Origin of the sequence: Streptomyces sp. NPDC090022 (genome assembly GCF_044748145.1) — a bacterium.
Taxonomy (GTDB): Bacteria; Actinomycetota; Actinomycetes; order Streptomycetales; family Streptomycetaceae; genus Streptomyces.
In genome coordinates this window covers 202,152-220,888 of record NZ_JBIVFN010000009.1, presented here as the reverse complement: position 1 = coordinate 220,888, position 18,737 = coordinate 202,152, and the positions used below count along the sequence as shown (strand labels likewise).

General features: G+C 74.5%; 15 protein-coding genes. 7 read left to right on the top strand and 8 right to left on the bottom strand.

Annotated features, from left to right (window positions below; all coding sequences use genetic code 11):
* Nucleotides 1-125 precede the first annotated feature (125 nt).
* From ACIPXB_RS19155 to ACIPXB_RS19140, 4 genes are all read right to left on the bottom strand, one after another.
* Nucleotides 126-1,052 (bottom strand): amino acid ABC transporter permease, encoded by a 927-nt coding sequence (locus ACIPXB_RS19155; RefSeq protein ID WP_401451186.1) that lies wholly within the window; start codon nt 1,050-1,052, stop codon nt 126-128.
* Complete coding sequence (locus ACIPXB_RS19150) at nt 1,049-1,723, bottom strand: amino acid ABC transporter permease (protein WP_401451183.1); 675 nt, start codon at nt 1,721-1,723, stop codon at nt 1,049-1,051. The genes ACIPXB_RS19155 and ACIPXB_RS19150 overlap by 4 nt, the downstream gene beginning before the upstream one ends.
* A gap of 83 nt (nt 1,724-1,806) precedes the next feature.
* On the bottom strand, nt 1,807-2,661 hold the full coding sequence (locus ACIPXB_RS19145) for a glutamate ABC transporter substrate-binding protein (RefSeq protein ID WP_401451181.1): 855 nt from the start codon (nt 2,659-2,661) through the stop codon (nt 1,807-1,809).
* 111 nt (nt 2,662-2,772) lie between these two features.
* On the bottom strand, nt 2,773-3,558 hold the full coding sequence (locus tag ACIPXB_RS19140) for an amino acid ABC transporter ATP-binding protein (protein ID WP_401451179.1): 786 nt from the start codon (nt 3,556-3,558) through the stop codon (nt 2,773-2,775).
* A 352-nt stretch (nt 3,559-3,910) separates the two neighbouring features.
* Between ACIPXB_RS19140 and ACIPXB_RS19135 the strand changes: the two genes are divergently transcribed.
* Both ACIPXB_RS19135 and ACIPXB_RS19130 read left to right on the top strand, forming a co-directional pair.
* The gene (locus ACIPXB_RS19135) at nt 3,911-4,636 is read left to right on the top strand and encodes a response regulator transcription factor (RefSeq protein ID WP_401451177.1); all 726 of its coding nucleotides are present in this window, start codon (nt 3,911-3,913) and stop codon (nt 4,634-4,636) included.
* A gap of 9 nt (nt 4,637-4,645) precedes the next feature.
* Nucleotides 4,646-6,073: an ATP-binding protein gene (locus ACIPXB_RS19130; RefSeq protein WP_401451175.1), complete on the top strand. Its 1,428-nt coding sequence runs from the start codon at nt 4,646-4,648 to the stop codon at nt 6,071-6,073.
* A gap of 66 nt (nt 6,074-6,139) precedes the next feature.
* Here the strand turns inward: ACIPXB_RS19130 and ACIPXB_RS19125 are convergent, their stop codons facing one another.
* Nucleotides 6,140-8,410 (bottom strand): endo-beta-N-acetylglucosaminidase, encoded by a 2,271-nt coding sequence (locus ACIPXB_RS19125; RefSeq protein ID WP_401451172.1) that lies wholly within the window; start codon nt 8,408-8,410, stop codon nt 6,140-6,142.
* Nucleotides 8,411-8,579: 169 nt separating this feature from the next.
* The gene (locus tag ACIPXB_RS19120; protein ID WP_401451170.1) at nt 8,580-9,863 is read right to left on the bottom strand and encodes a glycosyl hydrolase; all 1,284 of its coding nucleotides are present in this window, start codon (nt 9,861-9,863) and stop codon (nt 8,580-8,582) included.
* Nucleotides 9,864-10,222: 359 nt separating this feature from the next.
* Here ACIPXB_RS19120 and ACIPXB_RS19115 point away from each other — a divergent pair, with 359 nt between their 5' ends.
* The gene (locus tag ACIPXB_RS19115) at nt 10,223-11,254 is read left to right on the top strand and encodes a LacI family DNA-binding transcriptional regulator (RefSeq protein ID WP_401451167.1); all 1,032 of its coding nucleotides are present in this window, start codon (nt 10,223-10,225) and stop codon (nt 11,252-11,254) included.
* 108 nt (nt 11,255-11,362) lie between these two features.
* Nucleotides 11,363-12,292 (top strand): ROK family protein, encoded by a 930-nt coding sequence (locus ACIPXB_RS19110; protein ID WP_401451262.1) that lies wholly within the window; start codon nt 11,363-11,365, stop codon nt 12,290-12,292.
* 1,310 nt (nt 12,293-13,602) lie between these two features.
* Here ACIPXB_RS19110 and ACIPXB_RS19105 read toward each other — a convergent pair.
* Nucleotides 13,603-14,601 (bottom strand): TAXI family TRAP transporter solute-binding subunit, encoded by a 999-nt coding sequence (locus tag ACIPXB_RS19105; protein WP_401451165.1) that lies wholly within the window; start codon nt 14,599-14,601, stop codon nt 13,603-13,605.
* A gap of 32 nt (nt 14,602-14,633) precedes the next feature.
* Complete coding sequence (locus ACIPXB_RS19100) at nt 14,634-15,464, bottom strand: LysR substrate-binding domain-containing protein (protein WP_401451162.1); 831 nt, start codon at nt 15,462-15,464, stop codon at nt 14,634-14,636.
* An 84-nt stretch (nt 15,465-15,548) separates the two neighbouring features.
* Here ACIPXB_RS19100 and ACIPXB_RS19095 point away from each other — a divergent pair, with 84 nt between their 5' ends.
* From ACIPXB_RS19095 to ACIPXB_RS19085, 3 genes are all read left to right on the top strand, one after another.
* Nucleotides 15,549-16,199: a maleylpyruvate isomerase family mycothiol-dependent enzyme gene (locus tag ACIPXB_RS19095; RefSeq protein WP_401451159.1), complete on the top strand. Its 651-nt coding sequence runs from the start codon at nt 15,549-15,551 to the stop codon at nt 16,197-16,199.
* Nucleotides 16,196-17,716, top strand: coding sequence for a tRNA (N6-isopentenyl adenosine(37)-C2)-methylthiotransferase MiaB (miaB, locus tag ACIPXB_RS19090; RefSeq protein WP_401451157.1), 1,521 nt, complete (start codon nt 16,196-16,198; stop codon nt 17,714-17,716). The genes ACIPXB_RS19095 and miaB overlap by 4 nt, the downstream gene beginning before the upstream one ends.
* 130 nt (nt 17,717-17,846) lie before the next feature.
* The gene (locus tag ACIPXB_RS19085) at nt 17,847-18,554 is read left to right on the top strand and encodes a class III extradiol dioxygenase subunit B-like domain-containing protein (protein ID WP_401451155.1); all 708 of its coding nucleotides are present in this window, start codon (nt 17,847-17,849) and stop codon (nt 18,552-18,554) included.
* Nucleotides 18,555-18,737 lie beyond the last annotated feature (183 nt).

Below are 18,737 nucleotides of genomic sequence, written 5' to 3'. Positions count from 1 at the left end.
ATGCAACCCACTGTAACTGCACGCGTCAAGTGACAGTGACGTACGACGGACATGTCGGAGCCCGTGTGCCGCGGCGGAATACTACCGCCGCAGCACACGGGCTCCGTAAGAAGACTGACTCGGGATCAGCTGGTGCCGCCGCCGCCGTCGCCGCCGTCGCCGGCCCCTCCGTCGATGCCTGCGGTGATCGGCGCGCCCGAGAGCTCACCGGTCCGCTGCTCGGGCAGGACCGTCCGGCCCTTCTTCGAGCGCCGCAGCCGTCGCTCCAGCCAGGAGGCGAAGGAGGTGAGCGCGAAGTTGAGCACCACGTAGATCAGGGCGACCACGAACAGGGTCGGGATGACGTTGCTGTAGTTGGCCGAGATCTGCCGGATCGACGTCATCAGCTCGGCGAAGCCGAGCAGGGCGCCGGCCAGGGCGGTGTCCTTGAGGATGACCACGAGCTGGCTGACCAGGGCCGGCAGCATGGCCGTGATCGCCTGCGGCAGCAGGATGGTGGCCATGGTCTGGCCCTTGCGCAGCCCCAGCGCACGGGCCGCCTCGGCCTGGCCGCGCGGCAGCGACAGGACGCCGGCCCGGACGATCTCGGCGATCACCGCGGCGTTGTAGAGCACGAGACCGGTGATGCACGCGTACAGCGGTCGGATCTCGGAGTCGACTCCGGACTGCACGTACAGCGCGGAGGCGAAGACCATCAGGATCAGCACCGGAATGGCCCGGAAGAACTCGACGATCACCCCGACGGGAACCCGCACGTAGGCGTGGTCGGAGAGCCGGCCCAGGCCCAGCAGGGCGCCGAGCGGCAGGCCGATCACCATGGCGAGGACGGCCGCCTGGAGGGTCTGGAGCAGACCGGGGATCAGGTACGTGGACCAGATCTGTCCGTCGTTGACGAACGGCGTCCACTTGTCGGCTTCCAGCTGGTTCTGGTCGGCCAGCGCGGACAGCACCCACCAGCAGACCAGGGCCAGCAGCACCAGGAAGCCGGCGGTGTAGACGAGGTTGCGCACCTTGGCCTTGGGGCCCGGGGTGTCGTACAGCACGGAGCTCATCGCTTCACCGCCACTCGCTTGGCCACCCAGCCCAGCAGCAGACCGGTCGGCAGGGTCAGCAGGACGAAGCCGAGGGCGATGACCCCGAAGACGGCGAAGAGCGCGTCCGCTTCGTTCTCGATCATTTCCTTCATCAGCAATGAGGCCTCGGCCACGCCGATGGCCGCCGCCACCGTGGTGTTCTTGGTGAGGGCGATCAGTACGTTGGCCAGCGGCGCGATCACCGCGCGGAAGGCCTGGGGGAGCACGATCAGCGTGAGCACCTGGAAGAAGCTCAGGCCCAGGGCCCGGGCCGCCTCGGCCTGGCCGACGGGAACGGTGTTGATGCCCGAGCGCAGGGCCTCGCAGACGAAGGTGCCGGTGTAGGCGACCAGGCCCAGAACCGCGAGCCGGAAGCCGATCTCCTTGAAGTTCTCACCGCCGAGCGTGATGCGCAGGGTCTGGTTCAGGCCCAGCGAGCAGGCGATGATCAGCACGGTCAGCGGGATGTTGCGGACGACGTTGACGTACGCCGCGCCGAAGGTCCGCATCAGCGGGACGGGGCTGACCCGCATACCGGCGAGCACGGTTCCCCATATGAGGGAGCCGACGGCCGAGTAGAGGGTGAGCTGAACCGTCACCCAGAAGGCACCGAGCAGGTCGTACTGCCCGGAGTCGAGAAAATCAAACACGATGCCCTGCGCTCTCCCCAGGATGGTCGGTGGCGCGCGCCGCCGCCCGTGGCAGGCGGGCGGCGACGCGCACCACCGTGGACTCAGCTGCCTTCGGTGATCTGCGGGGCAGGCTCGTTCTTGTAGTTGGCCGGGCCGAAGTTCTTCTTCACGAACTGCTCCCAGGAGCCGTCCGAGACCATCTTCTTGAGCGCGGCGTTGATCTTGGTCTGGAGGTCCTTGTCACCCTTCTTCAGACCGATGCCGTAGTTCTCGTTGCTCAGGCTCAGGCCGACCAGCTTGAACTTGCCGACGTTCTTCTCCTGCGCGGCGTAGCCGGCGAGGATCGAGTTGTCGGTGGTCAGGGCGTCGACGGACTTGCTCTCCAGGCCGGTCAGGCACTCGGAGTAGCCGCCCTGCTCCAGCAGGTCCGCCTCGGGGGCCAGCTTGGTCTTGACGTTCTGCGCGGACGTGGAGCCGGTGACCGAGCAGAGCTTCTTCTTGTTGAGGTCCTCGGCCTTGGTGATCGAGGTCTCGTCGGCGCGGACCAGCAGGTCCTGGTGCGCGAGGAAGTACGGGCCGGCGAAGTCGACCTTCTCCTTGCGCTTGTCGTTGATCGAGTAGCTGGCGACGACGAACTTGACGTCACCGTTGGAGATCAGGTTCTCGCGCTCGGCGCTGACGGCCTGCTTGAACTCGATCTGGTCGGCGCCGTAGCCGAGCTCCTTGGCCACGTACGTCGCCACGTCCACGTCGAAACCGGTGAACTTGCCGTCCGGGGTCTTCAGGCCCAGGCCCGGCTGGTCGAACTTGATGCCGACGACGATCTTGTCCTTCTTGGCGTCACCGCCACCGTTGCCGCTGTCGCTGGTCTTGCCGCTGCCGCCCGCGCAGGCGGTCGCGGTGAGCGCCAGGGTGACGGCCGCGGCCGCGGCCGCACCGGCCTTGAAGAGCTTCATGGTGAACTTCCCTCGGATGAGACGTTGTTGTACGACGAACGACGAGCGCGGCGGGCCGCAAGGGCGTCCCCCGGTTGCTCCGTCGAGCGGATCACTACCAGACGGGGAACGTCAGTGGTGCAGGATCTTCGAAAGGAAGTCCTTGGCGCGGTCACTGCGCGGGTTGCTGAAGAACTGTTCGGGCGTGGCCTCTTCGACGATCCGGCCGTCCGCCATGAACACGACCCGGTTGGCCGCGGAGCGGGCGAAGCCCATCTCGTGCGTGACGACGACCATCGTCATGCCCTCCCCGGCGAGCTGCTGCATGACCTCCAGCACCTCGTTGATCATCTCCGGGTCGAGAGCCGAGGTCGGCTCGTCGAACAGCATCACCTTCGGCTCCATGGCCAGCGCGCGGGCGATCGCCACACGCTGCTGCTGGCCGCCGGAGAGCTGCGCCGGGTACTTGTCGGCCTGCGTGCCGACGCCCACCCGGTCCAGCAGGGCGCGCGCCTTGGTCTCGGCCGCCGCCTTGTCGGTCTTGCGGACCTTGACCTGGCCCAGCACCACGTTCTCCAGCACCGTCTTGTGCGCGAAGAGGTTGAACGACTGGAAGACCATGCCGACGTCGGCGCGGAGCTTCGCCAGCTCCTTGCCCTCCGACGGCAACTTCTTGCCGTCGAGGGTGATGGTCCCCGAATCGATCGTCTCCAGCCGGTTGATCGTCCGGCACAGCGTCGACTTGCCCGATCCCGAAGGACCGATCACCACGACGACCTCACCGCGGGCAATGCTCAGATCGATGTCCTGAAGCACGTGCAGCGCGCCGAAGTGCTTGTTGACGTTGCTCAGTACGACCAGGCCGTCCGCGGCCACGGCCGCGTCCTGTCCACCCTTGGTCACTGATACTCCGCTCATCGGCTTCTTGCTCCGTCCTCCTCGGTTGGGAGGACAGTAGTGAGAGCCCGCGCACACCGTCATCACATCTGAGCGAGAATTGAGGATAACGATCCGGCCTCGCCCGGACACGCTCCGTACGCGCGCGCGGGTGTACGCGTACCGGGTGGATAACGGAAGGCGCGCCTGACCGGAACCCCCTTGACGTGGGAGTCTTCATCGGCGTGGATGCATGGTGGCCACGAACGTGACGCATGCGAGACATATGCACGACACATCGACCGCGCGGTACTCCGCGCGGCCGGCGGCGCGACCAGCCGCCATACCGACGGCGCGGCCCACCGCGCGGCACACCGGTCCGGAAGGGGGACGTATGAGACTGCTGCTCGTCGAGGACGACGACCACGTCGCCGCGGCCCTGTCCGCGATCCTGGCCCGCCACGGCTTCCAGGTCACCCACGCCCGCAACGGCGAGGAGGCCCTGCAGGCGCTGCTGCCGGCCGGCGCCCAGGCCGCCGTCGCACCCTTCGGCGTGATCCTGCTCGACCTCGGCCTGCCCGACCAGGACGGCTACGAGGTCTGCGGCAAGATCCGCAAGCGCACCTCGACGCCGGTCATCATGGTCACCGCGCGGGCCGACGTGCGCTCGCGGATCCACGGCCTCAACCTCGGTGCCGACGACTACGTGGTCAAGCCGTACGACACCGGCGAACTGCTCGCCCGGATCCACGCCGTCGCCCGCCGCACCGGAGCCCCCGACGAGGCCTCCGCGGCCGGACCCGGCAACGGCGGGTCGCCGGCCGCGGTCCGGCTGGGCCCCGTCAGCATCGAGCTGTCCACCCGGCGCGTCAGCGTCGGCGGCGCCGACGTACCGCTCACCCGCAAGGAGTTCGACCTGCTCGCGCTCCTCGCGCAGCGCCCCGGCGTCGTCTTCCGGCGCGAGCAGATCATCAGCGAGGTCTGGCGCACCAGCTGGGAGGGCACCGGCCGCACCCTGGAGGTGCACGTCGCCAGCCTGCGCTCCAAGCTGCGCATGCCCGCGCTGATCGAGACCGTCCGCGGGGTGGGCTACCGGCTCGTCACCCCGCCCGCCCCGTAGGCGGCGCGGTTGCGCGCCCGGCTGCTCCCGCTGCTCGTCATCCTCATGGCGGGCACCCTGCTCGCGCTCGGCTTCCCGCTCGCCGTGAGCCTGGCCGCGGGGCAGCAGCAGCGGGTGGTCGTCGACCGCATCGACGACAGCGCGCGGTTCGCGGCCCTGGCGCAGTTCGTCATCGACGCCGAGGGCGCCGGGGCCTCGGGAGCCGACGAGCGCCGCGAGACCCTCCAGCTGGAACTCGCCCGCTACCAGGAGCTGTACGGCATCCGGGCCGGCATCTTCTACCGCGACGACAACGCCATGGCGCGCGCCCCCGGCTGGTGGCGGCTGCCCGCCGAGGGCGAGGGCCGGCGCGCCTTCGAGGAGGCGCTGGCCGGGCGGCGCAGCCACGACCCCGCCCAGGTGTGGCCCTGGCAGACGCACGGCAAGCTGCTGGTGGCCTCCCCGGTCGTCCTCGACGGGGACGTCGTCGCGGTCGTCGTCACCGAGTCCCCCACCGACCAGATGCGCGCCCGCACGCTGCACGGCTGGCTGCTGATCGCCGCCGGGCTGGCCGCCGCCATGCTGGTGGCCTTCGGCGCCGCCCTGCGGCTGACCAGCTGGGTGCTCAAGCCCGTACGGACGCTGGACGCGGCCGCGCACGGCATCGCCACCGGGCGGATGAACTCCCGGGTCGCGGCCGCGGGCGGTCCGCCGGAACTCAGACGGCTGGCCCGCTCGTTCAACGAGATGGCCGACAACGTCGAAGAGGTACTGGAGCAGCAGCGGGCGTTCGTCGCGGACGCCTCCCACCAGCTGCGCAACCCGCTCGCCGCGCTGCTCCTGCGCATCGAACTGCTCGCCCTGGAGCTGCCCGAGGGGAACGAGGAGATCGCCTCGGTGCGCACCGAGGGCAAGCGCCTGGCCCAGGTCCTGGACGACCTGCTGGACCTGGCGCTGGCCGAGCACGCCTCCGCCGAGCTCAGCGTCACCGACATCGCGGCGCTGGCCGCCGAGCGGGTCGCCGCCTGGCGCCCGCTCGCGCAGGAGAAGGGCGTCCGGCTGGTGGAGAGCGGCCGGTCCGCCGTCACCGGCTGGGCCGACCCCATCGCGCTGTCCAGCGCCCTGGACGCGGTGATCGACAACGCCCTGAAGTTCACGCCGGCCGGGGAAGAGGTCGAGGTCGCGGTGTCCGCCGAGGGCCACTCGGCGCTGGTCGTCGTCGCCGACCGGGGGCCGGGGCTCACCGAGGAGGAGCTCGCCCGCATCGGCGACCGGTTCTGGCGCAGCGGACGGCACCAGAACGTCAAGGGTTCGGGGCTGGGGCTGTCCATCTCCCGGGCGCTGCTCGCCGCGGGCGGCGGGTCCCTCGCGTACGAGACGAACCCGCCGCACGGGCTGCGCGTCACGGTGTCCGTGCCGCGCACCGCGCCGCACGACCGTGGCGGGGCGGCGGGCTGAGGCAGGGGCCTGGGCCGGGGCCTGGTCTCCTGGCTTCGGGCCTGGTCTCCCGGGTCCCGGTCCGGTTCACCAGGGGTGGGTGATGCGCGCCGGCGCGGACACGTCGTACAGCTCGCCCACCGCGCGCACCTCGACGACGGCTGTCCGCTCCCGGCCCGCGCGTTCGATCCGGGGCACGTGCAGGGCCGTGCCGCAGGTGCCGCCGAGGAAGCGGCGGCTGCCGTCGGGCAGGGCGTGGTGCAGCTCGTAGTGGCGTACCGGGCCGTCGGAGCGACGCCAGGACAGCCGCAGGGCGAGCGCGGCGCCGTCGCGCTCGGCGGCGTCGACGGCCGGCGCGGCGGGGGGCCGGGGGCGGCCGCGGCCGTCGCGGTCGTGGACGGCCAGGGCGCCCAGCCGCCAGAGCACGGGCCCGCGGTCGCGGCCGAGGGCGGTGAGCCGGACCGCCAGTGCGTACGCGGTGCGGCCGGCCAGCGGGGCGAGCGGGACCCGGGAGACCTGCCAGCCGGGGGCGGCGGTCCGTCCGGCGGTTCCGGCGGGCAGCCAGGTGTACGGGACGGGCGCACCCTGGGCGGCCGGCTCCCGGGTGGCGATCCCGGCCTCGACGCGGACGGGTCCGGAGCCGGTGCGGTGGACCAGTTCGAGCACGGTGGCGGCGGACAGGGGCAGCCGGGTCGCGTGCAGCCCGACCGTCACGGGCGCGGTCAGGGCCCCCTGGACCAGCAGGCTGGAGCCGCCGCGCCAGGCGTCGGCGAAATCGAGGGTGACGGCGGGGCGGGCGCCGGTGGTGGTGAGGGCCCAGCGGCGGCCGGGGAGCAGGTCCTGGAGGCCCAGGTGACTCCAGGGGGCGGCGGAGGTGACGCGGCCGTGCTCGTACCACCGCAGCCCGTGGCCGGTGTTGAAGGCGCAGCCGAAGGGCAGGGCGGCGACGGTGGAACGGTCGGCGACGACGGCGGCCGGGGGCCGCCACGCGGTGTCGGCGCGGCGCGCGGGATCCATGGGGTTCATGGGGCTTGTGGTGCTTGTGGGGCTTACAGGGTTCGCGGGGTGGGCGGGGTCCAGGGAGGCGCCGGTCCAGAAGCGGTCGTCGGCGGCGTGGAAGGCACCGGGGGAACGGTCGGCCAGGTGGTTGCGGGTCCACTCGGGCCGGTAGAAGGCGTAGCTGACCACGTGGTCGCGGCCGGGCGGCACGATGGCGTCCCAACGGGCGTCGGTGTCCCAGCCGCGGGACTCGACGTCCACGCCCGCCCACAGCTCGTACCGGCTGCGCCCGAGCCGGTCGGCGAGCAGCCCGGAGTCGCGCAGCGTGTCGGGGGTCCAGCGGAAGTCGACGAAGAAGCCGTCGGCCACGGGGCCGTCGCGGTCCTCGTAGAACTCCTGGTTGAGATGGTTGAGCGCGCCCTGCCAGCGGATCCGGCCGGTGGTGTCCATGGCGTCGTACCAGGTGATCCGGAGCCCGCCGGCCCGGCCGGCGGCGCGCAGGGCCTTGAGGAAGGCCCGCATCGCGGCGGCGAGTTCGCTGTCGCCTCCGTCGGTCTCGGCGTTGACGAACCAGCCGTCGAAGCCGTACGCGGTGGCCACGCGGACCAGCTGCTCGGCGAGCGGGAACCGGCCGGTGGCGTCGCGCTGGACCAGGTCGCGGGTCCAGCGGAGGTCGCCGCCGTAGACGACCGGCGGCAGGAAGACGTTGCCGAGCACGCGGACGCCGTTGCGGTGGGCGGCGTCGGTGACGGGCGCGGTGGGGGCGAGCACGATGCCCTCGCCCGCGGAGCCGCCCCAGAAGACGAGCTCGTCGATGTAGGCCCAGTGGCTGAGGGCGTAGGTGTCGGCGGTGGGGGAGCCCTGGGCGGGATGCCCGGAGGTGCCGCCGAAGGAGACGAGCGCGGCGATCCGGGCCTGCCCGGCGCGGGCCGTGATGTTGGCGGGCACCGGCGTGAAGCGCGGGGCGAGGGGCACGGTGGCGGTGTTGTGGGCGAGATCCGGATCGGCCGCGGGGCTCCAGTCCTTGAGCGAACGCCAGACGATGCCGGGGCCGGGGGTGCCGGCCGGCAGGCTGTCGGGGAACCAGTACGACGCGTACGCCCCGATCCCGGTCGGGGCCGCGGGCACGGTCCCGGTCCCGGTTGCGGTCCCGGTCGCGTGTGCGGTTCCGGTTCTGGTGCCGTCGGCCGCCCGCGCCGTGCCGTTGCTCCACACGGCGCCGGCCACCGCGGCACCGGTGCCCAGCAGCAGGCGGCGCCGGGTGGGGCGGACCGGGGGACGGGGGCGGGGGACGGGGCCGGGGCGGGCGTGCGGGTGCGTCTGGGCGTCGGCGTGCGGACCCGGTTCGCTCTGGGACATGACGTCTCCTTCGGATGGTCGTCCAACGGCCGTACGGGTGGGGGTGGTTCGGGGCATGGATCGCGGGCCTCCGACTGGGGGGCGGAGGCCGGGGGAGCACGCCGGGAGCCGCGGCCGGTCGGTGTCGGGCGGAGCCGGTGGGAGGGCCGCCGGCCGGCTCCCGGGAGGGTCAGAGGACCTCGTCCACGCGGACCAGTTCCGTGATGCCCCGGGCCGCCAGGTGCCGGACGTCGGCCGCGCGGTCCGCCAGGACCACCGCCGGACGGACGCCCTCCGCGGCCAGGCGGGCCCAGGCCTCGAAGACGGGGCGTCCCGGCGCGCACACCGAGCGGCGGGGGGCCGCCTCCGTGCCCCCGACGTCGGCCACCAGCGCCGTCGACCGCACCCGCGCCCGCCCCGGACGCCCGGCCAGGGCCCGCGCGAGACGCGCCACCGCCCGCCCCGCCGGCTTCACCCGCCGGTCGTTGGTCAGCAGGCCGAGCCCGTACTCCAACTCCGGGAAGTCCGCCAGCTCCCGCGCCACGTCGTGGGAGCACCACCACGTCACACCCCACACGCCCGTGCAGTCCAGCGCGTTCGTGACCGTCGCCTCGGTGAACTCCGCCGCGTGCTCGGCGGGGATCAGCGGCGCCGGGGCGCCCACCTCCTGGAGCCACACCGGGCGGGCGGGATCGTGCGCGTACGCCTTGGAGAGCTCGATCATGTACGCCGCATGCTGCTCGGTCGCCGTCCCCGCCCGCCCGTGCCGCTGCGCCGTGCCGTTGAACACCCACGAGTGGACGGCCGTCGCCGCGCCCAGCCGGGCCGCCTGCGCCACCGTGAAGGGGTGGCCGTCCCGGTACCAGGCCGCGTCGTACGCCGCGTGCACGTGGAAGCGGCCCGGTGCCCCCTTCTCGCACGCCGCGAGCATCCGCGCCAGCCAGGCCTCCGCCTCCGGCCGCGTGATCCGGTCCGGCTCCGGGTGCGGATCGTCCGCGAACTGGTTGATCTCGTTGCCCACGGTCATCCCCAGGAAGTTGGGCCGGTCCGCCAGCGCCGCCGCCAGCGTGCGCAGGTACTCCTCCTGCCCGGCCACCAGCTCCGGGTCGCGGAAGAGGTGGCGGCGGTGCCAGGTGCGCGTCCACGCGGGCAGGAAGTCGAAGCTCGACAGGTGGCCCTGCAGCCCGTCCGCGCAGACGTCCAGCCCGCGTGCGGCGGCCGCGTCCGCCACCGCCACCAGCTGTTCGACGGCGCGCGGCCGGATCAGGGTCCGGTTGGGCTGGAACAGCGGCCACAGCGGGAACACCCGTACGTGGTCCAGCCCGAGCGCGGCGAGCGAATCGAGATCGGCCGCCACCTCTCCCGGATCGAAATCGAGCCAGTGGTGGAACCAGCCGCGCGTCGGCGTGTAATTGACGCCGAATCGCAGGGGCTGGATTCGGGGCGGCGGGTGGGCGACGTCGTTCTCGTGCATGCGGGGTCCCGGGGTCGAGGGCCTGGAACGGGGGCGAGGGCCTGAAAGGGAACACGGGGAATTCGCCGGCGCCCCCACAACGTGCCGCCCCGCCCCGGAGAAAGTCAACAGGGCCTTCGGTCCCCTCTTCGGCGGGGTGCGGCATTTCCGCTGCCCACCGCACTAATGCGGTTTAGCCGGCCGAGGGAATCCGCCTCGGAAAGGAGGCGCGGGAGGGAATGCCGGCGGCAGCGTGCCCGAGCCCGGCGGACGCGTGCCCGGGACCAAGACGGTCATCCCGGCGGTCCGCCGGGGCCGGATCGCGTACGGTCCGGCCAAGTGGCCGTCACGCACGCAGTCGGAGGGGGATGAGGCAGGTCATGGCGCGCAGACCCACGATCAAGGACATCGCCCGCCGGGCCGGGGTGTCCCAGAGCGCCGTCTCCTTCGCGCTCAACGGGCGGCCGGGGGTGTCCCGGGAGACCCGCGCCAGGATCCGGCGGGTCGCCGAGGAACTGGGCTGGCAGCCCAACAGCGCGGCGCGGGCGCTGTCGGGCGAACGCGCCGGTGCGGTCGGGCTGGTGCTGGCCCGGCCCGCCTGCACCCTCGGCGTGGAGTCGTTCTTCCTCCAACTCGTCTCCGGCGTCCAGGAGGTGCTCTCGGCGGCCCGTACCGCCCTGCTCTTCCAGGTCGTCGAGGACGTCGACGCCGAATGCGCGGTGTACCGGCGCTGGTGGGCGGAACGGCGCGTGGACGGCGTCCTGGTCGTCGACCCGCGCACCGACGACCCGCGCCCGGAGCTCCTCGCGGGGCTGGGCCTGCCGGCCGTCGCCATCGGCGAGCCGCGGCCGTCGGCCGCGCTGTCCTCGGTGTGGGCGGACGACGCGCGGGCGATGGCCGACGTGCTGGACCACCTGTACGGGCTCGGCCACCGGCGGATCGCGCACATCGCCGGCATGCCGGACCTCGCCCACACCGTGCGCCGGATCGACTCGCTGCGCGCCCAGGCCGCCCGGCGCGGGCTGACGGAGGCGGAGGTCCGCTCGGTGCCGACCGACTACTCGGACGCGGAGGGCGCGGCGGCGACCCGGCGGGTGCTGCGGGGGCCCGCGCCACCGACGGCGCTGATCTACGACAACGACGTGATGGCGGTCGCGGGCACCGGCGTCGCCGCCGAACTGGGCCTCGCCGTACCGGCCCGGGTGTCGGTGGTGGCCTGGGACGACTCGCCGCTGTGCCGGGTCACGCACCCCCGGCTGACCGCGCTCGTGCGGGACACGGCGGGGTTCGGGCGGCTCGCCGCGCAGGAACTCCTCGACGTGCTGGCGGGGGGTCCGCCGCGGGCCCGGGAGGGCGAGCAGCCGCGCCTGGAACCCCGCGAGAGCACTGCTCCGCCGCCGCCCGCATACTGAAACCGACCCCTTCGCAGGAGCGCCACCGTGACCACTCCCCCCTCCGCCGTCCCCGTACCGCGCGCCGACGCGCCCCCCGCGCCCGCCGAGTCCGCCGCGGGCCTCACGGTGGCCATCGACATAGGCGGTACGAAGATCGCCGGGGCGCTGGTACGGCCGGACGGCACGATGCCCGTGACGGCGCGGCGGCCGACGCCGAAGGACGCGCCGGCGGAGGGGGTGCTGGCGGCGGTCGTTGCCGTGATCGCCGATCTGGCGGCCTCCCCGCTGTGGGCCGAGGCGGTCCGGTGCGGGATCGGGAGCGCGGGGCCGGTGGACGCCTCGCGGGGCACGGTGAGCCCGGTGAACATCGGAGCCTGGCGGGACTTCCCCGTCCAGGCCCGGGTCGCGGCGGAGCTTGCCGCGCGCGGCGCGGACGTGCCCACGGTGCTGGTGGGCGACGGGGTCGCGATGACGGCGGCGGAACACTGGCTGGGCGCGGCGCGCGGCCACGCCAACGCCCTGTGCATGGTGGTCTCCACCGGGGTCGGGGGCGGGCTGGTTCTCGACAACCGGCTCCAGCCCGGACCCACCGGCAACGCCGGCCACATCGGCCACATCAGCGTGGACTTCGAGGGCGAGCCGTGCGTGTGCGGGGGGCGCGGCTGCGTCGAGGCCCTGGCCTCCGGCACGGCGATCGCCCGCCGGGCCGCGGCGCAGGGCTGGACGGGACCGGACCCGACGGCGGCCGGCGTCGCGGCCGCCGCCCGCGCCGGCGACCCGGTGGCCCTGGCCGCCTTCGACCGCGCGGGCCGCGCCCTGGCGGCGGCGATCGCGGCCACCGCGACCCTGGTGGAGACCGACATCGCCGTCATCGGCGGCGGCGTCGCGGCCGCGGGCGACATCCTGTTCACCCCGGTCCGCGCCCACCTGGCGTCGTACGCCACGCTCTCGTTCGTCCGCGACCTGACGGTCGTCCCGGCGGCCCTGGGCACGAACGCGGGCCTGATCGGCGCGGCGGCAGCGGCCACAACCCTCCTGCCGAACCCCACACCCTGACCCGCACGCCCGTTCCCACTCGCCCGGACCGGGTCCCGCCCGCGCACCCATGGGGACCGGGTCCCGCCCGCGCACCCATGGGGACCGGGTCCCGCCCGCGCACCCATGGGGACCGGGTCCCGCGTGTGCACCCGTTGCGACCGGGCCCCGGCCACGTGCCCGAGCCGCCCGGCCGCGGGCCCGGCAGACTGATCGCGACGAGACCCTGCTCCTGTGCCGGTGCGAGGTTCCGCTGCGCTGGTACGAGGATGCGTGCCAAGGTTCCGTGCCCAGGGCCGGTCGGCCGTCGGCCGTCGCCGGGGGCGGGCCCGGCAACGGCGCGTTCGCCCGTCGCCCCGTGCCGGGGAACCCAGCCCGGGCGGCCGGTATGCCGGGGCACGGGCCCGCGCACGCCTGCGGACCGGGTCCCGGCCGCACACCCCTGCGGACCGGGTCCCGGCCGCGCATGCCTGCGGACCGGGTCCCGGCCGCACACCCCTGCGGACCGGTCCCGCTCCCGCGCCTGGGTCGCCCGGCCGCGGTGGGTGCCGGGCGCCGGCCCGGCAGACTGATCGAGACCCTGCTCCTGTCCCGGCGCGGGGTTCCGCCGCGCTCCCCAGGAGGACGCGCGCCAACGGCGCCGCGCCCATGGCCGGTCGGCCCTCGCCGGGGGCGGCCGGGCAACGGCGTGTCCGCCCGCCGCCCCGTGCCAGGGCGGGCCGGGGAACCAGCCCAGGTGGCCGGTACCCCCGGGGTACGAGCCCGCGCACGCCGCGTTCACCGCTGCACCGAGCGGTGGTCCGCCCAGCCCCTCCGCCGGCCTGAGGGTCCGCCGAAGCCCTCATGGGGGATGTCGCCGGCGGTGCGCGGTCCGGGGACGACCGTCCTCCCGAAGGGCGGTGCCAGGCGTGACCCGACCCGGCCCGACACGGTGTCGCGGCCTTCGGCGGCGCAGGTGCGTTCGGCGGGCGTTCCCCGTCAGGGGCTGGCGGACGGAGATCCCCACGCGGACCGCGGCGGCGTGTCCCGCGCCACCCGGCGGATGCGGCGGCCCGTGCCCCGCCGAGGGCCGGGGCACGGAGGGCCGGGCGTGCGGCGTACCCAGGCCGCCGAGGGTCGGCCCGTGCGGCGTAGCCGGGTCCCGGAGGTCAGTGAGGGCGCCGAGGACCGGGCGGTGCGGCGTGCCCGGGGGCCGGCGTGGGGTCGGACGTCCGCCCGGGCCGCGCGCGGCGTACCCGTGGTGAGTGGGGGGTGCCGAGGGGGGCGGGCGGCGTGCCCGGGTGGCGGCGCGGGGCCGGATGCCCGCCGGGTCGCGCGCGGCGTAGCCGTGGTTACGGTTTCACCGAGCGGTAGTACGTCCGGGCACCCTGGTGCAGTTCCAGCGGATCCGTGTAGATCGCCGTCCGCAGGTCCACCAGCTGCGCCGCGTGCACCACGTGGCCGATGCCGTCCCGGCTCTGGATCACCGTCCGGGTGAACCGTTCCGCCAGCTCCGTCCCCGTACGGTCCGTCGTCACCAGCAGGTTCGGCACCGCCAGCGTCGACACCGCCGACGTGTTCCGCGCCAGCGCGTACGCGTCCTGCGGCATCACCGCCGCCCGGTAGTAGTGCGCCGGGCTGCCGCCACCGCCCTGGAGGGCCTCCACCAGGTCGCCCAGCTGCACGAGCCGGATGTCGAACCGTTCCGACAGCTCGCGCACCGCCGTCGTCGGCAGGCCCCCGGACCAGAAGAACGCGTCGATCCGCCCGGCCTGCAGCTCCGCCGGCATCGTGTCGATCCCTATCGGTACCGCCGTCACGTCCGTCGCGGGGTCCAGCTTCGCCGCCCTCAGCAGCCGCTCCGAGATCAGCCACACCCCGGACCCCGGCTGCCCCACCGCGACCCGCTTGCCCCGCAGGTCCGCCGTGGAGTGGACCGGCGAGCCCGCCGGGACGACCAGCTGCACGTAGTCGTCGTACAGCCGCGCGACCCCGCGCAGGTGCTCCGCGCCCGCTTTGCCGTCGAGCCGGTACTTCGCGACCGCGTCGGCCGTCGCGATCGTCACGTCCGCCTGCCCCGTGGCCACCCGCTCCAGGTTCTGCTGCGAGCCCTCGCTCGTCTCCAGGCGTACGTTCACTCCCGGCATGTCCCGGGCCAGCTCCTGCTTCAGCAGCTCGCCGTAGCGCTGGTAGACACCGGCCCGTACGCCCGTACTGAACGTCAGCTCACCGCGCGGCTGCGACCCGCCGAACGGCCACAGCCACCACGCCAGCACCCCGAGCACCGCCAGCGCGGCGAGCAGGCTCCGCAGCGCGCGGCGTCTGGTCAGCGGGGGGAGTACGAGGGGCATGCGCGCGATCCTGCCACCCGCTCGCCGTCCTGTCACGGCCGGCCGGGTGCCCCGGCGGCCCCCGCTCCCACCCCGGCCACCGCCGGCAGACCCGCCCGCAGTGCCGCCAGCAGCGTGCGTGCCGCCGGCCCCGCCGGGCCGTCGGTACGCCAGGCCGGCGCGACCCGGCCGCTCAGTCCGGGGCCGGTGATCCGCAACTCCCGTACGCCCCCACCCGCCCCCGGCTCCCCACCCGCCCCCGCCGGCACCACCGCGACCCCCAGCCCCCGCTCCGCCAGCCGCACCAGCACCGCCGGCGCGGCCGCCTCGAAGTCCACCCGGGGCGCGAAGCCCTCCGCCGCGCACGCACGCTCCAGTACCGCGCGCACCCCCGTGCCCCGGGGCAGGCAGGTCACCGGCCGCCCGCGCAGGTCCGCCGGCCCGACCGTGCCCGCCGTCGCCGTCGCCGTCGCCGACGCCGTGCCCGCCGTCGCCGTCGTCACCAGCGGATCGTCCGCGTGGACCACCGCCACCAGCGGCTCGTCCAGCACCACCTGCACGGTGACCCCCTCGGGCTCCGCGCCGGTGAGCCCGATCAGCGCGATGTCCAGCTCTCCGCGCCGCAGCGCGGCCAGCATCCGCTCCGAGGTGTCCTCCGTCAGCGCCATCTCCACCCGCGGATGCGCGTCGTGGAAGTCGCCCGGCAGCGCCACCACGTCGAACCCGGCCACGGCCGTGCCGGCCGCCCCCGGCAGCAGGCCGATCGCCACGCGCCCGCGCAGCAGCCCCCTGAACTCGTCCGCCGTCCGCCGGATCCCCTCGACCGCCGCGAGCGCGGCCCGCGCGTACGTCAGAACCGCAGCCCCCGCCTCCGTCGGCGTCACCCCGCGCCGGGCCCCGGCCGCACCCCCGGACCGGTCCAGCAGCCGCTGCCCCGGCTCCCGCTCCAGCCGTCCCAGGCTGGAGGCATGACCGAACCCGCCACCCGCAGGGACCTGCGCGCCATGACCGCCGCCGAGCGCCGCGAGCTGGCCGACGTACTCGACTCGCTCCGCCCCGACCAGTGGGACGCCCCCAGCCTCTGCGCCGGCTGGCGCGTCCGGGAGACCGCCGCCCACATGTCGCTGGGCTTCCGCACCTCCCTGCCCGGCTTCGCCGTAGAGGTGCTGCGTTCCGGCGGCAGCCTGCACCGGATGACCGACCGCTGCGCCCGCCGCGACGCCGCCGCCTTCAGCCCGGCCGAGCTGGCCGCGCTGCTGCGCGAGAACGCCGGGCATCCGTGGAAGCCGCCCGTCGGCGGCCCCGCCGCGGGCCTGGGCCACGACGTCGGCCACGGCCTGGACATCACGGTCGCCCTCGGCCTGGACCGGAGGGTTCCGCCGGAGCGCCTGCGCCCGCTGCTGGCCGCCGTCACCCCGCGCACGGCGCGCTTCTTCGGCGCCGACCTGGCCGGCGTGCAGCTGCGCGCCGCCGACCTGGACTGGTCCTTCGGAACCGGAACCCCGCTCTACGGCACCGCCCAGGACCTGCTGCTCGTCCTGTACGGCCGGCGGCTGCCCGCGGGCCGTCTGCACGGGGGACCGGAGGGCTCCCGGGTACCGCCTACCCTTGTTGCATGACCAGCAGCGACCGGAGCCAGGCAGTGGGCGTGAACAAGAGCTATGAGATCCGCACCTACGGGTGTCAGATGAACGTGCACGACTCCGAGCGGCTCTCCGGTCTGCTGGAGGAGGCGGGCTACGTCCGCGCGCCCGAGGGGGCCGGCGAGGGCGAGGCCGACGTCGTCGTCTTCAACACCTGCGCGGTGCGCGAGAACGCCGACAACAAGCTGTACGGCAACCTCGGCCGGCTCGCCCCCATGAAGACCCGGCGCCCGGGCATGCAGATCGCCGTCGGCGGCTGCCTGGCCCAGAAGGACCGCGAGACCATCGTCAAGAAGGCCCCCTGGGTCGACGTGGTCTTCGGCACGCACAACATCGGCAAGCTGCCGGTGCTGCTGGAGCGCGCCCGCGTCCAGGAGGAGGCGCAGGTCGAGATCGCCGAGTCGCTGGAGGCCTTCCCCTCCACGCTGCCGACCCGTCGCGAGTCCGCGTACGCCGCCTGGGTCTCCATCTCGGTCGGCTGCAACAACACCTGCACCTTCTGCATCGTCCCGGCGCTGCGCGGCAAGGAGGAGGACCGCCGCCCCGGCGACATCCTCGCCGAGATCGAGGCGCTCGTCGCCGAGGGCGTCTCGGAGATCACCCTGCTCGGCCAGAACGTCAACGCCTACGGCTCCGACCTCGGCGACCGCGAGGCGTTCAGCAAGCTGCTGCGCGCCTGCGGCGAGATCGAGGGCCTGGAGCGGGTCCGCTTCACCTCCCCGCACCCGCGCGACTTCACCGACGACGTGATCGCCGCGATGGCCGAGACGCCGAACGTCATGCCGCAGCTGCACATGCCGCTGCAGTCCGGCTCCGACACCGTCCTGCGGGCGATGCGCCGCTCGTACCGGCAGGAGCGGTTCCTCGGGATCATCGAGAAGGTGCGCGCCGCGATTCCGCACGCCGCCATCTCCACCGACATCATCGTGGGCTTCCCCGGCGAGACCGAGGAGGACTTCGAGCAGACGATGCACACGGTCCGCGAGGCCCGCTTCGCGAACGCCTTCACCTTCCAGTACTCCAAGCGCCCCGGCACGCCGGCCGCCGACATGGAGGGGCAGATCCCCAAGGAGGTCGTCCAGGAGCGCTACATGCGTCTGGTCGCCCTCCAGGAGGAGATCTCCTGGGAGGAGAACAAGAAGCAGGTCGGCCGGACCCTGGAGGTCATGGTCGCCGAGGGCGAGGGCCGCAAGGACGGCGCCACCCACCGCCTGTCGGGCCGCGCCCCCGACAACCGCCTCGTCCACTTCACCAAGCCGGAGGCCGAGGTCCGGCCGGGCGACGTCGTGACGGTCGAGATCACGTACGCCGCCCCGCACCACCTGCTCGCCGAGGGCCCGACGACCTCGGTGCGGCGGACCCGGGCGGGCGACGCCTGGGAGAAGCGCAACGCCGCGCCCGCCCAGCCGGCGGGCGTCATGCTCGGCATCCCGACGCTGGGCGTCCCGGCGCCGCTCCCGGCCGCAACGGGCGGCTGCTCCATCGGCTCCTGACACCGAGCGGCCCCTGACCCCGGCAACTTCCGGCACCGGGTGCGTCCGACGCCGGGCGGTCAAGGCCCCGGGGCGCGGCCGCCCGGTGCCTTGGCGCGTCGCCGGCCGCCGGGCGGCTACGCTGCGGATCATGCTCGTAGCCGCCGCCGTCTGTCCCTCGCCCCCGCTGCTCGTGCCCCAGGTCGCGGCCGGGGCGGCCGGGGAGCTCGCCGATGCCCGCACCGCCTGCTCCGACGCGCTCGCGGTGCTCGCCGCCGCACGCCCCGACCGGCTGGTCGTCGTGGGACCCGCCGACGAGGAGGGGCTCGGACCGCATCCGCAGGGCGCGCGCGGCACCTTCCGCGGCTTCGGCGTCGATGTCGACGTGACGCTCGGCGACGGCCCCGGGGCCCGGCGCGAACTGCCCGCCTCGCTCGCCGTCGGCGCCTGGCTGCTCCAGCGGGTCGGCTGGAGCGGCGCGCCCCTCGAAGGGCTCGGCGTCGGCGAAACCCTGGCGCCCGAGCGGTGCCTGGCGGCCGGCCGGGAGATCGCGGCGACCGACCGGCGTGTCGCCCTGCTGGTCATGGGGGACGGCAGTGCCTGCCGGACGCTGAAGGCCCCCGGCTACCTCGACGAGCGGGCCGAGGGCTTCGACGCCGAGGTCGGCCGTGCCCTGGCCGCGGCCGACACCACCGCGCTCGCCGCACTGGACGCCGAACTCGCCCACGAACTCAAGGCCGCCGGCCGGGCCCCCTGGCAGGTGCTCGTCGGCGCCGCCGAATCCGCGGCCCTGGAGGGCCGGCTGCTCTACGAGGACGCCCCGTACGGCGTCGGCTACTTCGTCGCCACCTGGGCCTGAGGGCCACCCGGCGAGACCCGGCCGGGGCCGACGGGGCCCGGCGGGGCCCGTCGGGCCCGGCGAACACCCCGTACGTCGTCCGCGCGGACGACGTCCCCCCACGACCCGCACGCCGCGCGCCCCGCGCCGCCCGCGACGAAGGGGCGGTGAGAACCTTAAGCCCGGCTCCCCGCCCCTTCCACG

Bases quoted from the DNA above. Each gene is read 5' to 3' on its own strand.
- ACIPXB_RS19155 (WP_401451186.1), bottom strand. From the start codon at position 1,052: ATGAGCTCCGTGCTGTACGACACCCCGGGCCCCAAGGCCAAGGTGCGC.
- ACIPXB_RS19145 (WP_401451181.1), bottom strand. From the start codon at position 2,661: ATGAAGCTCTTCAAGGCCGGTGCGGCCGCGGCCGCGGCCGTCACCCTG.
- ACIPXB_RS19140 (WP_401451179.1), bottom strand. From the start codon at position 3,558: ATGAGCGGAGTATCAGTGACCAAGGGTGGACAGGACGCGGCCGTGGCC.
- ACIPXB_RS19135 (WP_401451177.1), top strand. From the start codon at position 3,911: ATGAGACTGCTGCTCGTCGAGGACGACGACCACGTCGCCGCGGCCCTG.
- ACIPXB_RS19125 (WP_401451172.1), bottom strand. From the start codon at position 8,410: ATGTCCCAGAGCGAACCGGGTCCGCACGCCGACGCCCAGACGCACCCG.
- ACIPXB_RS19120 (WP_401451170.1), bottom strand. From the start codon at position 9,863: ATGCACGAGAACGACGTCGCCCACCCGCCGCCCCGAATCCAGCCCCTG.
- ACIPXB_RS19115 (WP_401451167.1), top strand. From the start codon at position 10,223: ATGGCGCGCAGACCCACGATCAAGGACATCGCCCGCCGGGCCGGGGTG.
- ACIPXB_RS19105 (WP_401451165.1), bottom strand. From the start codon at position 14,601: ATGCCCCTCGTACTCCCCCCGCTGACCAGACGCCGCGCGCTGCGGAGC.
- ACIPXB_RS19095 (WP_401451159.1), top strand. From the start codon at position 15,549: ATGACCGAACCCGCCACCCGCAGGGACCTGCGCGCCATGACCGCCGCC.
- miaB (WP_401451157.1), top strand. From the start codon at position 16,196: ATGACCAGCAGCGACCGGAGCCAGGCAGTGGGCGTGAACAAGAGCTAT.
- ACIPXB_RS19085 (WP_401451155.1), top strand. From the start codon at position 17,847: ATGCTCGTAGCCGCCGCCGTCTGTCCCTCGCCCCCGCTGCTCGTGCCC.